Here is a 12,461-nt window from a genome sequence, read left to right on the forward strand (position 1 = left end):
TGATCCTCCTGCATGTCATCCGGCCGGGCGGGATGCGGTCTGGCAGCGCTTCTGTCAGACATGACGCTCCACCCTTTGATTTCTGACATATGACTTGCATTATCTGTATGACAAATCAAGAGAGCATCGCGCGCGCCTCCCCAAGCGGCCTTCCCGCTGCCCGTGCGATGGTTGCCGCGCGCCGCTTTCCCGGCCACAGTCGGCCCGAGCTCGACACTGGCCCGACACTGGCCCGACACTGGAAAGCCGCACTCATGATGAAGGACATCAATCTCAACGCGATGAACTACTTCGAGGCGGTGGCCCGGCTCGGCGGCATCTCGAAGGCGGCGGAGGAGCTTGGCGTCTCGCCCTCGGCGGTGAGCCAGCAGATCCGCCAGTTCGAGCAGCAGTTCGGCGTGTTGCTGTTCCGGCGCGAGAAGCGCCGGCTGTCGCTGACCTCGGATGGCGAGCGGCTGTTCCAGACCACCAGCCAGGCGTTTCGGATGATGCGCGACGTGCGGCAGGCGATCCAGCGCCAGCGCGAGGCGCGGCATTTCATCCTGCGGGTCTCGCCTTCCTTCGCCGTGCGCTGGCTGGCGCCGCGCCTCAAGGAATTCCTCGATCTGACGCCGAACTGGCAGGTGCGCATCGACGCGGCGCCGGATTTCTCCGATTTCGAGACCGAAGTGGTCGATCTCGATCTGCGCTACGGCGAGGGCGGCTGGTCGGGGCTGCACCAGGAGCCGGTGATGCATGACGTGGTGCTGCCGATGTGCTCGCCCGCCTATCTCGAGCAGCTGCGCGCGCTCTCCGACGATCCCATCGGGCAGCTGCGGCAGGCCCAACTGATCGACTCGGTCAAGACGCACTACCGCTGGGATTTCTGGCTGGCGCGGCATGGGGTGATGGGCGAGCGCATGGTCTATCCGCTGCGGCTCGACCGCTCCTCGATGGCGCTGCAGCTCGCCGCCGACGGCGCGGGCGTGGTGCTCGAGAGCACGACCCTGGCCCTGCCCGAGCTGGAAAGCGGCGCGCTGGTGCCGCTCTCCACCGCCTTCGAGGCGATCCGCTTCCCGGCCTACTGGCTGGTCTGCCCGGCGCGCCACACCAACCGCCGCATCGTGCGGATCTTCTCCGACTGGATCCGCGAGCTCGGCGCCGCGCATGACGCCCGTGCCCGCGATCTGGTCACCGGGTTCGGCCTGCGCATTGACGAGCAGCAGGGCCGCCAGCTTCCGGGCGAGGAGTTTACCTCCGACTGAGACACATCGCCCGGAAGCTGGCGGGGGCCGGGGCCGCGAGACGCCCGCGCGGAAGAGGAGGTCGCGGTCGCCGGGAGCCTCAGTAGATGGTCAGGAAGGGCACGTAGGAGATCAGCAGCAGCACCACGATCGACACCGCGTAGAACGGCAGCAGTGATTTCACCACCGAGCCGATCCCGGTCTGCGCGATTGCCGCCGAGATGAACAGCGTGGTGCCCACGGGCGGCGTGTAGAGCCCAACCGCGAGGTTCACCACCATCATCAGCCCGAGCTGCACCAGGTCGAGCCCGATGGCGTTGGCGATGGTGACGAAGAGCGGCCCCAGGAGCAGCACCGCCGCCGGCAGGTCTAGGAAGGTGCCGACGATGATCATCACGAGGTTCAGCGCCAGGATCACCATCCACGGCTCGCTCAGGGTCTCGGTCACCCAGATCGCCAGCGTCTGCGGCGTGCGCTCGGCGGTGAGGATCCACTGGATCGCCGAGGAGGCCATGATGATGATCAGCACCGCGCCGGTCATCACGCCGGTGTCGATCATCGCGCGCCAAATGTCCTTGAGAGACAGGTCGCGATAGATCACCCCCGAGACGAAGAGCGCATAGGCCACAGCCATCACCGAAACCTCGGTGGGCGTGGCGATGCCGAAGCGCAGCGTGCCGATGACGAAGATCGGCATCAGCAGCGCCGGGATCGCGTGCAGCAGCTCACCCTTGTAGGCGCGGAAGCCGCCGGGCACCTCGGCGGTCGGCAGGTTGAGGCGGCGCGCCACCCACCACACGGCGGTGAACATTCCGATGCCCAGCATCACGCCCGGCAGGATCCCGGCGACGAAGAGGTCGATGATCGAGGTGTTGGAGACCAGCCCGTAGAGGATCAACGGGATCGAGGGCGGGATCAGCACCGAGACGGTCGAGGAGGAGGCGTTGACCGCGGCGGCGAAACCGCCCGGATAGCCCTCCTTCTTCTGCACCGGGATCAGCGCGTTGCCGAGCGCCGAGGCATCCGCCACCGCCGAGCCCGAGACGCCGCCGAACATCACCGAGCCGATGATCGAGACCTGTGCCAGCCCGCCCTTGAAGCGGCCGACCAGCAGCTTGGCGATGGTTACTAGATGCTCGCCGAAGCGGCCCGACATCATCAGGCTGCCGGCGAGGATGAAGAACGGGATCGCCAGCATCGGGAAGCTCTGGGTCGGCGAATAGAGCCGCTGCGCGATCACCGCCATCGGCTTGCCCTCCATCCACAGCGCGAAGGCGGTGGCGCCGAGCATGGCATGGGCCACGGGCACCGAGACCAAGAGCAGCACCGGGAACACGATAATCAGGAGCTTGACCATGTCGGGGACTTTCTCAGCTGAAGCTTTGCTGCGGCAGGTCGCGGTCGTAATCCGGGGCGAGGATCTGCCGCGCCAGCGTGATGACCGCCTGCGCCGCCATCGCGCCGAAGGCGTAGTAGAGGCTGATATAGCCCCAGTATTGCGACACCGGGATCTCGGAGAGGCGCTGGAACTGCGAGGCCTTGATGATCGGCCCGCTGGTGCGGATCACCGTCACCGCGATGGCCAGGATCGCAACCGAGACCAGCAGCGCCACGGCGCGTTTCGCCGCGTCCGGCAGGATGCCGATCAGCGCGTCGACCGAGATGTGCCAGCCGCGCACCGAAGCCACGGCGATGCCGCCGGCCACCAGCCACGGGAACAGGATGGCGTGGATCTCGTAGGCCCAGGCCAGGCCGCTGCCGAAGGCATAGCGCAGCACCACGTTGACCAGCAGTGCGCAGAAGGTGAAGGAGAGCGTGGCGAAGATGATCGCCGCGCCCGAGCCTTCGATCACCCGCTCCACCACGTGGAGCAGGCGCAGCAGGGAGCGGCGCGGGCCGCTCCCCTTGGTGGGGCTTTCGCCGGTCACTGGGTGGCCTCGCGCAGCGCCCCGATCAGGTCGCCATACTGGCCTTCATACTGGTCGTAGACCCCGGCGGTGGCGTCGATGAAGGCCTGACGGTCCTCGACCTCGGCAAAGGTCGCGCCCTCGGCTTCCATCGTCTCGCGCAGCGACTTGCCCTGGCTCAGCGACAGGCCGCGCTGATACCAGCCCGCCTGCTCGGCCGCGCCCTGGATGCACGCCTGCGTCGACTCGTCGAGGCCCGACCACCAGACCATCGAGGCCACCACCGGGGTGGATTCATACTTGTGGCCGGTCAGGGTGATGTAGGGGGTGATCTCGTGCAGCTTGGCCGAGTAGATGTTGGTCAGCGGGTTTTCCTGCCCCTCGAACACGCCCGATTGCAGCGCGGTGGGCAGCTCGGACCAGGCCAGCGGTGCCGGCGACGCGCCGAGCGCCTCGAAGGCGGCGATGGTGGTCTCGTCCGAGGGCGTGCGGATCTGCATGCCCTGGAGATCGGCCGGGGTCGGCACGTTCTTCGAGGTGTGGGAGACGTGGCGGATGCCGTTGTCCCAGAAGGTCAGGATCTTCAGCCCGGCATTCTGCGCCTTCTGGTCGAGCATCTCGCCGACCTCGCCGTCGAGCACGCTCCACACGGTGGGCAGGTCCTCGAACAGGAAGGGCAGGCCGAGCATCCCGGCCTCTGGCACGATCTGCGCCAGCGGGCCCTGACTGTTGGCCGACATCTGGATGACGCCGCCGGCGACCGAGGTCAGCATCTCGACATCGTTGCCCATGGTGGCCGAGGCCGCGACATTGACGGTGGTCTCGCCGCCGGTGCAGGCGGGCACCAGGTCGGCAAACATCTCGGCCGCGGCGTAGCGCGGGTTGCCGGGGTTGGCGCCGTGGGCAAAGATCACCTCATCGGCGAAGGCCGGGGCAGAGCTCAGGGCGGTGGCGGCAAGAAGCGCGCCGGTCAGGGTGAATTTCATGGTGTCTCCTCCTTGGTTGGTCCGGGGCGCATGGGCCCCGCGCCGGTATCTCCGGCTTGCCCCCGGGCAGTCCTCCCGCCCGGAGATACGGTGTCCCGCCGCCCGCGTGAACCGCTGAATGGCGACGGGAGGTGTTTCCTCCCTGCGTGGGATCAGTGGATCAGCGAGCCGCCGTTCACGTCGACCTCGGTGCCGGTGCAGTAGCTCGAGAGCTCCGAGGCCAGGAACAGGGCGCAGCCCGCCACGTCGTCGGCGGTGCCGGCGCGGCCCATCGGGATGCCGGCCAGAACCTGCGCGCGCATCTCGTCGGTGAGCTTGCCGGCGGTGATGTCGGTGGCGATGAAGCCGGGGCAGATCGCGTTGACCCGGACGCCGTCGGGCGCCAGCTCGCGCGCCATCGCCTTGGTGAGGCCCAGCACGCCGGCCTTGGCGGCAGAGTAGTGCGGGCCGCCGAAAATGCCGCCGCCGCGCTGCGCCGAAACCGATGACATGTTGACCACCGAGCCGGTCTGGCGCTCGCGCCAGTGCGGGATCAGCGCCTGCGTCATGTAGAGTGTGCCGCGCAGGTTCACATCGGTCACCGCATCGTAATTCTCGGGTGCGATCTCCATGATCTTGAGCGGCTGGGTGATGCCGGCGTTGTTCACGAGGATGTCGACCGCGCCGAACTTCTCGATCAGCGCCTTGGCGACGGCGAAGCAGGCGTCCTTGTCCGTGACGTTGCAGGCCATGCCCACATGGCCCTCGCCCGGCAGGTCGGCGGCGGCGGCCTGCGCCTGCGCCTCGTCAAGATCGGTGATCGCAACGGTCGCGCCGTGCTCGGCAAACAGCTTCGCCGTCGCCTTGCCAAGGCCGCGCGGGCTGGCGGCACCGGTCACGATGGCGAATTTTCCACTCAGCAGTCCCATCTGGTCTTCCTTCTGTCTCTCGGCGGGCCTCCCCGCTCGGTCTGCGTGCGGACGGCCCATGCCGGTCCGGTATCTCTGCGGGCAAGGGGGCAGCGGCGGCCGGGCCGCGCGGTATCCCCCGGGGATATGGCTGTGATGCTGGTCCTCCCCTGCGGCTCTCCCCTGCCGCGGTTTGAAGGACCATGACAAAGCTGGGGCCGCGAATAAATGAATGAAACTTAACGAGCTTGTTAGGAGAACTTCAAAGCTACGACGCCCGAAACCGGCTATCCCTTCTGGTCATCCGCGCCGGTCGTCCCCCCGCGACACCGGCGCAGACGGAACTTGGGAGGACATCATGAAACTCGGACTGGGCAGCTACGCCTATCGCTGGTCCATTGGCATCAAGGACCAACGCCCCGCCCGCCCGCTCAGCGCCTTCGACCTGCTCGACCGCGCCGAGGCGCTGGGGCTGAGCGTCGTGCAATATGCCGACAACATGCCGCTCGACCGGCTCGAGCCGGCCGATCATCACCGGCTCTTCGAACTCGCGCAGGAGAAGGGGCTGGCGCTCGAGCTTGGCACCCAGTGCTTCGATGCCGACGAGGTCGACCGCTACATCGAGATCGGCAAGCGCCTGCATGCGAAGATCCTGCGCGTGGCGCTCGACGAGGCCGATGGCCACATGCCGGTGCCGGAGCTCGCCGAGGCGCTGCGTCCGCGGGTCGATGCCGCCCGCGCCGCCGGCATGAAAATCGCCATCGAGAACCACTTCAATTACCCCAGCCCGCGCATGGTCGAGCTGCTGGAGGCGGTGGGCGACGATCATCTGGGCGTCTGCCTCGACGTGGCCAACTCGATCTGCGCGAACGAGTGGCCGGAGAAGACCATCTCGCTGCTCGCGCCCTACACCATCAACCTGCATCTCAAGGATTACGAGATCACGCCCGACACCTATGGCGTCGGCTTCCGCATCCACGGCGTGCCGCTCGGGACGGGGCGCGCGCCGATCCGCTGGACGCTCGACCAGCTCGCCCATTGCCCGAAGGACATGAGCGTCATCCTCGAGCACTGGCTGATGATCGAGGGCGGCACGCTCGAGGACGCCATCGCCAAGGAGCAGCCCTGGATCGAGCAGACCACAGCCGCCGCAAAGACATTCGTCCAATGAGGGGGGAGGCCCACATGACCGACGACATCCGCACCAAGAAGCTCATCAACGCACCCGAAGACATCATCCCCGAAGCCATCGAGGGCATGCTGCTGGCGCATCCGCACATGCTCAAGGTCGAGGGCGCCACCGGGCGCGCCATCGTCGCGAAGGACGGCCCGCGCGACGGCAAGGTCGGCATCGTGATCGGCGGCGGCTCGGGGCACGAGCCCGCCTTCGCCGGCTATGTCGGGCGCGGGCTGGCCGATGCGGCGGCGGTGGGCAATGTCTTCGCCTCGCCCTCGCCAGAGCACATCATGGACGCCGCCCGCGCCGTCGATGGCGGGGCCGGCGTGGTGTTTCTCTACGGCAATTACACCGGCGACGTGATGAATTTCGACATGGCCGCCGAAGAATGCGAAGCCATGGGCGTGCCGGCACATTCCTTCGCCGTCACCGACGATGTCGCCTCCGCCCCCAAGGGCCGCGAGGGCGAGCGGCGCGGCATCGCGGGCGATTTCTTCGTCTTCAAGATCGCCGGCGCCGCCGCCGAGCAGGGCCGCGACCTCGCCGGCGTGGTCGCCGCCGCCACCAGGGCCAACGAGAATTGCCGCTCGATGGGCGTGGCACTCAGCGCCTGCTCGCTGCCGCAGACCGGCAAGCCGAATTTCGAGCTCGGCCATGACGAGATGGAAATCGGCATGGGCATTCACGGCGAGCCCGGCATGCGCCGCGGCAAGCTCGAGACCGCCGACGAGGTGGCCGAGGAGCTGATGCAGGCAATCCTCGCCGACATGGGCCTGACCCATGGCGACGAGGTCGCGGTGCTCGTCAACGGGCTCGGCGCCACCGGCCCGCTCGAGCTCTACCTGCTGCACCGGCGCGCCGCCAGGATCCTCGAGGCGCGCGGCATCGGCATCCATTTCGCCTGGGTCGGGGAATACTGCACCTCGCTCGAGATGGCCGGCGCCTCGATCACGCTCCTGAAGCTCGACGACGACCTCAAGGCGCTGCTCGACACCCCCTGCCGCACCCCGGCGCTCACCGTGGCGGGCGATCTCGCCCCCGCCGGAACGCTCACCCGCCGCGACCATGCCAGCGCCGGGGTCGGCGCCTCGGTCGATCACGCCAGCCTCGCCACCGACGGCCCGATCACGCCCGAGCGATTCCGCGTCATGATGCTGGCGATGGGCGCGGCGATCCGGGACAATCGCGACTGGCTCTCCGAGCTCGACGGCGTCATCGGCGACGGCGATCACGGCGTCACCATGGATATCGGCTGGACCGCCGTGCGCAAGGAGCTGGCCGATCCACGAGACGAGACCGTGACCGAGATCTCCGAGCGCATGGCCAAGGCGTTTCTCGATGCGGTCGGCGCCTCGTCGGGGCCGCTCTATGCCTCGGCGTTCCGCAAGGCGGGCGCGATGGTCTCCGACCGGCTCAACCTCGACGCCGCCGCCACCGTGGCGTGGATCGAGGGCATCTGCACCGGCATCCAGTCGCGCGGCGGCGCGCAGGTTGGCGACAAGACGATGATCGACGCCTGGGTGCCGGCGGTGGCCAAGGCTAAGGAGGCGCTGCAATCGGGCGGCGACGTGCTCGCCTGCCTCGAGGCCGCCTGCGCGGGCGCCCGCAACGGCCGCGACTACACCGCCGAGATAGAGAGTCGCCGAGGCCGCTCGGCCAAGCTCGGAGCGCGCTCGCTGGGGCACATGGACCCTGGCGCGGCCTCGGCGCATGTGATGCTCGTCGCCATGACCGACGCGGCGCGCCACTGATCTCGGGCCCGGCGCGTCCTCGCGGGCCGGGCGTATCCCACCAAGAAAGGACAGGTCATGACACGTCCCGACGCAGCGGTCTCGAACGTCTCGCTCGAGAGGCGCGCCTGGAACATCCGTCGCAAGGCGCTGCTCATGGGCGAGGTGCAGGGGCAGGGCTATGTCGGGCAGGCGCTCGGCGTGGCCGACGTGCTCGCCACCTCGTATTTCCACGCCATAGACTGGCGCGCCGACGATCCGGAATGGGAGGGGCGCGACCGCTTCTACCTCTCGATCGGACACTACGCCATCGCGCTCTATGCCGCCCTCATGGAGGCTGGCATCCTGCCCGAGGAAGAGCTTGCCACCTATGGAATGGATGACAGCCGGATGCCGATGTCGGGCATGGCCTCTTACACGCCGGGCATGGAGATCACCGGCGGCTCGCTGGGCCACGGGCTCGGCATCGCCGTGGGCGCGGCGCTGGGGCTGAAGCGCAAGGGCTCGGATCGCTTTGTCTACAACCTGATGTCCGATGGCGAGCTTGGCGAGGGCTCGACCTGGGAGGCGGTGATGTCGGCGGTGCAATGGCGGCTCGACAACCTGATCTGCCTCGTCGATTTCAACAACCAGCAGGCCGACGGCCCGTCGCGCGACGCGCTCGCCCAAGGCCCCGAAGCCCCCAAGTGGGAGGCCTTCGGCTGGCACGCGCAGGAGGTCGACGGCAATGACCTCGGCGCGCTGGTCGCGGCCTTCGACACCGCCCGCGCCCTGCCCGAGCCGAAGCCGCGCGTCATCATCTGCAACACGCGCATGTGCAAGGGCGTCGATTTCCTAGAGGCCCGTGAGCAGAACCATTTCGTCCGGGTCGAGCCCGGGGAGTGGGCCCGCGCGCTCGACCGGCTGGAACAAGGAAAGCCGCAATGACCCACGCCTCGAAAGCCCGCAAATACCAGCCGCGCACCGTGCCCGAGGGCAAGCCCGTCGCCACATCCGCCATGATCGCCTCGCTGGCGGCGGAGGGCTACGACACCGTCTCCGCCCCCTTCGGTCAGGCGCTGGTCGAGGCGGCAAAGGACGATCCGCGCATCGTCGGCCTGTCGGCGGACCTGTCGAAATACACCGACCTGCATGTCTTCGCCAACGCCCTGCCCGAGCGCTTCTACCAGATGGGCATGGCCGAGCAGCTGCTGTTTTCCGCCGCTGCCGGGCTGGCGCGCGAGGGGTTCATCCCGTTTGCCACCACCTACGCGGTCTTCGCCGCCCGCCGGGCCTATGACTTCATTGCCATGGCGATCGCCGAGGAAAACCTGCCGGTCAAGATCGCCTGCGCCCTGCCCGGCCTCACCACAGGCTACGGCCCCAGCCATCAGGCCACCGAGGATCTGGCGATCTTCCGCGGCCTGCCCGACATGGTGCTGATCGACCCCTGCGATGCCTGCGACGTGACCGGCATGGTGCCCGCGATGATCGCCCATCCCGGCCCGGTCTATGCCCGCCTGCTGCGCGGCAAGGTGCCGAGCGTGCTGACCCGTCACAAGCCCGACTACAGGTTCGAGCTGGGCCGTGCCCAGATGATCCGCGACGGGCGCGACGTGCTGGTCATCGCCTCGGGCATCATGACCATGCGCGCCCTCGACGCCGCCGAGGCGCTGGCGAAGGACGGCGTAGACGTCGCGGTTCTGCACGTGCCCACGATCAAGCCGCTCGACGCCGACACGATCTTGGCCGAGGCCGGGCGCGGCGGGCGGCTGGTGGTCAGCGCCGAGAACCACAGCGTCAACGGCGGCTTGGGCGAGGCGGTGGCGGCGACGCTGCTGCAGGCGGGCGTGACGCCGTCCTTCCGGATGATCGGCCTGCCCGACGCCTTCCTCGAGGCCGGCGCCCTGCCAACACTGCACGATATGTACGGGCTTTCGGTCGACCGCGTGGCCGCGCGCATTCGCGGCTGGCTCTGAGCCTGCCCGCGCTCAGCCGAGATGGGCGCGCAGCTCCGCCTCTAGCGGCAGCACCGCGCCGAGCCGCGTCGCCAGCAGGGAAATGCCGCCGAGCTTGCGCTGCAGGTAGAGCACGTCCATCGGCGGATCGGGCGGCAGGTAGCCGGCCTCGGCGAGCTTCAGCCCCTCCGCCCGCAGCCGCTCGCGCAGACTCGGGTTGGCGAAATCGTAGCCACCGGGGGCCCGCAGCGCCGCGAAGAGCATCCGCGTCAACTCCGCCAGCCTCGGGCCGAACCCATCCCCCGGCGCGGCGATCCGCAGCGCCTCGAGAGCACGAAGCAGCGCGCCAGGGTCATCGTCGAGCCCGGCCCGCAGCAGGGCGCGCCCGTCGCGGATCACCCCCGGATCGAGCCCCCGCGCCGCGCCGAAATCGAGCAGCACGATCTTCCCGGTCTCGGGCTGGTAGCGAAAATTGGCGAAGTTCGGATCGCTCTGGGTGAGGCCGAAGCCGAAGATCTCGCGCAGCGACAGCGCGATCAGGGCCTGGGCGACCCGGTTGCGCTCTTCCTGCGGCGCGCCGACGAGGCTCTCGATCGGGTGGCCGGGGCACCAGCTCATCGTGAGCACCCGCGGCGTGCTCCAATCCTCGTGCCACTCGGGCAAGACGAAGCGCGGATCCCCGGCCAGCAACTCGGAGAAGCGGCGCAGCTGGCGGCCCTCGAGGACGTAATCGGTCTCTTCATGCAGCTGCCGCCGCGCCTCGTCGAGATAGGGCGCCAGCTCGAACCCCTTGGGCAGCAGCCCCGAGAGCTTCAGCAGCGCGCCGACATTGGTGACGTCGCTGTCGATGCTTCGCGCGACGCCGGGATACTGCACCTTGATCGCCACCTCGCGCCCGTCCGCCAGCTCGGCACGGTGCACCTGCCCGATGCTCGCCGCCGCCACCGGGCGCACGTCGAAAGCGCGAAACGCCCGCCGCCAGCCCGGACCCCAGGCCGCGTCGAGCACGTCGCGGAGCTGCTTCGGAGGCATGAAATCGGCCTGATCGCGCAGCCGGGCAAGGATCTCGGCAAGCTCCGGCGGCAGCACTTCGCCGCTGTCCATCGAGATCAGCTGGCCGAGCTTCATCGCACTGCCCCGCATTCGCGCCAGCTCGTTGGCGACGCGGGTGAGGTTCGTCGGAGTCAGCAACAGGCCGCGCATCTCCGGGCGGCTGCCGCGCCCCGCCTGCCCGAGCGCACCCATCGCCATGTTGCCGGCGATGCCCGCGGCCATGCCGCCGAGCCGCAGCGCCCGTGTCATTCGGCCGGAGGGGATCGGGACGGGCCTGGCGCCGGGGCGGTCTTCGCTCATGTCAGCCCCGCCTGCGAGAGGATGTGCGGCAGCTGCTTGCGCAGCTTGAAGAACCCCGCCGTGGCATGGGGCCAGACCAGCGCATCCCAGTCGCGCCGCCATTCGGTCAGGGCGATGCCCGCCGCCTCGAGCGCCGGGCTCGCCGCCGTGATCCAGTCGTGCAGCGGGCCGGTCGGGATGTAGCCGGTGGCGATCTGCGCCGCCCCGACCGCCTGCGCATGGCGCACCAGCCCCACCGGGTCGCCGGCCGCGTCCCACGCGGGCTCGGCCCCAAGCCGCCCGGCGCTATCCTCCAGCGCCGCCGCCTCGAAGCGGCAGACCGCCTGCGCCACCGGCAGCGGCGAGCGCAGCGCGCTGGCCTTGAGGCCGAGCACGCCCCTCAGGTCGAGCCGCTCCGGCGCGAAATCGGAGAGCTGACACTCCTCCTCGGTCAGCAGCAGCAGCGTCGGCACCCCGTCGCGCGGGGCCGAGACCGGGCGCAGCGCCTGCCGCTCCGGCAGCGGCGCATCGAGTGGCGCGGTCGCCTGCGCCAGACAATCCTCGGGCAGCTGCACCCGGCCCCTTGTGAAGCGCGCGATGTTGGCGGCCTGCGCCTCGTAATGCTTGCCGCGCGTGTGCAACCCGGCAACCCAGCGCCAGCTGCAGGTGTTCGAGGCCGGGTCGCCGTCGAGCAGCTGACGCAGGAAGAAATCCGCCCCCAGCCGCCAGGGCAGCTTGAGCGTGAAGATCCAGATCGAGGCAAACCACATGCGGGCGTGGTTGTGCAGGTAGCCGGTCTCGTTGAGCTCGGCGGCCCATTCATCGAAGCCGGCGATCCCGGTGCGCCCCTCGCAGGCCTGCGCCACACGCGCGCGCAGCGCCGCATCCCGCTCCAGCTTCGCGAGATCGCGCGCGAGCCCGTCGCGATATGCGTCCCAGACCTGCGGCCGCTGCTCGAGCCAGCCCTTGAAATAGCTGCGCCAGGCCACCTCGGCGATGAACGCCCCGGCAGCCTCCGGCCCGTGCGCCTCAAGCGCCGCAGCGATGGTCTCGCGCTCGGTCAGCAGCCGCCGGCGCAGGTAGGGCGAGAGCGTCGAGACATGATCATGCGCACCGGCGCCGAGATCGAAATTCCGCAGCTCGGCATAGTCGCGCCCCATGCGCGGCTGAAAGGCGCCGAGCCGACGCAGCGCCGCATCGCGGGTTGCCTCTGTCGCGGTCACGCCATCCTCCCTCGTCATCCGATCAGGAAGATGCGGCGATGGCGCCCGGTTTCAAGTCA

The 12,461-nt window shown here is 69.0% G+C and carries 11 protein-coding genes; 5 read left to right on the forward strand and 6 right to left on the reverse strand.

Going from position 1 to position 12,461, the window contains the following annotated elements:
* The first annotated feature begins 254 nt into the window (after positions 1 to 254).
* Positions 255 to 1,244: a LysR substrate-binding domain-containing protein gene (locus KUV62_RS19185; RefSeq protein ID WP_222605351.1), complete on the forward strand. Its 990-nt coding sequence runs from the start codon at positions 255 to 257 to the stop codon at positions 1,242 to 1,244.
* 79 nt (positions 1,245 to 1,323) lie between these two features.
* Here KUV62_RS19185 and KUV62_RS19190 read toward each other — a convergent pair whose 3' ends face one another.
* The 4 genes from KUV62_RS19190 to KUV62_RS19205 all read right to left on the reverse strand — a co-directional run bounded on the left by KUV62_RS19190 (position 1,324) and on the right by KUV62_RS19205 (position 5,024).
* Positions 1,324 to 2,580, reverse strand: a complete 1,257-nt coding sequence (locus tag KUV62_RS19190) for a TRAP transporter large permease (protein ID WP_222605352.1) — start codon at positions 2,578 to 2,580, stop codon at positions 1,324 to 1,326.
* 13 nt (positions 2,581 to 2,593) lie between these two features.
* The gene (locus KUV62_RS19195; protein WP_222605353.1) at positions 2,594 to 3,151 is read right to left on the reverse strand and encodes a TRAP transporter small permease; all 558 of its coding nucleotides are present in this window, start codon (positions 3,149 to 3,151) and stop codon (positions 2,594 to 2,596) included.
* Positions 3,148 to 4,116, reverse strand: coding sequence for a TRAP transporter substrate-binding protein (locus tag KUV62_RS19200; RefSeq protein WP_222605354.1), 969 nt, complete (start codon positions 4,114 to 4,116; stop codon positions 3,148 to 3,150). The genes KUV62_RS19195 and KUV62_RS19200 overlap by 4 nt, the downstream gene beginning before the upstream one ends.
* A 152-nt stretch (positions 4,117 to 4,268) precedes the next feature.
* On the reverse strand, positions 4,269 to 5,024 hold the full coding sequence (locus KUV62_RS19205; RefSeq protein WP_222605355.1) for an SDR family NAD(P)-dependent oxidoreductase: 756 nt from the start codon (positions 5,022 to 5,024) through the stop codon (positions 4,269 to 4,271).
* A 337-nt stretch (positions 5,025 to 5,361) separates the two neighbouring features.
* Here KUV62_RS19205 and KUV62_RS19210 point away from each other — a divergent pair, with 337 nt between their 5' ends.
* From KUV62_RS19210 to KUV62_RS19225, 4 genes are read left to right on the forward strand one after another with little or no spacing between them, the layout of a single operon-like run.
* Positions 5,362 to 6,174 (forward strand): sugar phosphate isomerase/epimerase family protein, encoded by an 813-nt coding sequence (locus KUV62_RS19210; RefSeq protein WP_222605356.1) that lies wholly within the window; start codon positions 5,362 to 5,364, stop codon positions 6,172 to 6,174.
* 14 nt (positions 6,175 to 6,188) lie between these two features.
* On the forward strand, positions 6,189 to 7,931 hold the full coding sequence (gene dhaL / locus KUV62_RS19215) for a dihydroxyacetone kinase subunit DhaL (RefSeq protein ID WP_222605357.1): 1,743 nt from the start codon (positions 6,189 to 6,191) through the stop codon (positions 7,929 to 7,931).
* Between the two features lie 57 nt (positions 7,932 to 7,988).
* Positions 7,989 to 8,837, forward strand: coding sequence for a transketolase (locus tag KUV62_RS19220; protein WP_222605358.1), 849 nt, complete (start codon positions 7,989 to 7,991; stop codon positions 8,835 to 8,837).
* Complete coding sequence (locus KUV62_RS19225; RefSeq protein ID WP_222605359.1) at positions 8,834 to 9,868, forward strand: transketolase family protein; 1,035 nt, start codon at positions 8,834 to 8,836, stop codon at positions 9,866 to 9,868. Before KUV62_RS19220 ends, KUV62_RS19225 begins: the two co-directional genes overlap by 4 nt.
* A 12-nt stretch (positions 9,869 to 9,880) precedes the next feature.
* On the opposite strand, the gene KUV62_RS19230 is transcribed toward KUV62_RS19225, so the two are convergent.
* Entirely contained in the window at positions 9,881 to 11,200 is a 1,320-nt protein-coding gene (locus KUV62_RS19230; RefSeq protein WP_222605360.1) for an ABC1 kinase family protein, read from the reverse strand.
* Positions 11,197 to 12,402 carry an FAD-binding domain-containing protein gene (locus KUV62_RS19235; RefSeq protein WP_315901600.1) on the reverse strand — a complete coding sequence of 402 codons (1,206 nt, stop codon included), beginning with the start codon at positions 12,400 to 12,402 and terminating at the stop codon, positions 11,197 to 11,199. Before KUV62_RS19235 ends, KUV62_RS19230 begins: the two co-directional genes overlap by 4 nt.
* Positions 12,403 to 12,461: the final 59 nt, after the last annotated feature.

Source organism: Salipiger bermudensis (assembly GCF_019801965.1).
GTDB lineage: Bacteria > Pseudomonadota > Alphaproteobacteria > Rhodobacterales > Rhodobacteraceae > Salipiger > Salipiger bermudensis_A.

Excerpts from the sequence above, each read along its gene's own strand:
- KUV62_RS19185 (WP_222605351.1), top strand. The coding sequence starts at position 255 with ATGATGAAGGACATCAATCTCAACGCGATGAACTACTTCGAGGCGGTG.
- KUV62_RS19190 (WP_222605352.1), bottom strand. The coding sequence starts at position 2,580 with ATGGTCAAGCTCCTGATTATCGTGTTCCCGGTGCTGCTCTTGGTCTCG.
- KUV62_RS19200 (WP_222605354.1), bottom strand. The coding sequence starts at position 4,116 with ATGAAATTCACCCTGACCGGCGCGCTTCTTGCCGCCACCGCCCTGAGC.
- KUV62_RS19205 (WP_222605355.1), bottom strand. The coding sequence starts at position 5,024 with ATGGGACTGCTGAGTGGAAAATTCGCCATCGTGACCGGTGCCGCCAGC.
- KUV62_RS19210 (WP_222605356.1), top strand. The coding sequence starts at position 5,362 with ATGAAACTCGGACTGGGCAGCTACGCCTATCGCTGGTCCATTGGCATC.
- dhaL (WP_222605357.1), top strand. The coding sequence starts at position 6,189 with ATGACCGACGACATCCGCACCAAGAAGCTCATCAACGCACCCGAAGAC.
- KUV62_RS19220 (WP_222605358.1), top strand. The coding sequence starts at position 7,989 with ATGACACGTCCCGACGCAGCGGTCTCGAACGTCTCGCTCGAGAGGCGC.
- KUV62_RS19225 (WP_222605359.1), top strand. The coding sequence starts at position 8,834 with ATGACCCACGCCTCGAAAGCCCGCAAATACCAGCCGCGCACCGTGCCC.
- KUV62_RS19230 (WP_222605360.1), bottom strand. The coding sequence starts at position 11,200 with ATGAGCGAAGACCGCCCCGGCGCCAGGCCCGTCCCGATCCCCTCCGGC.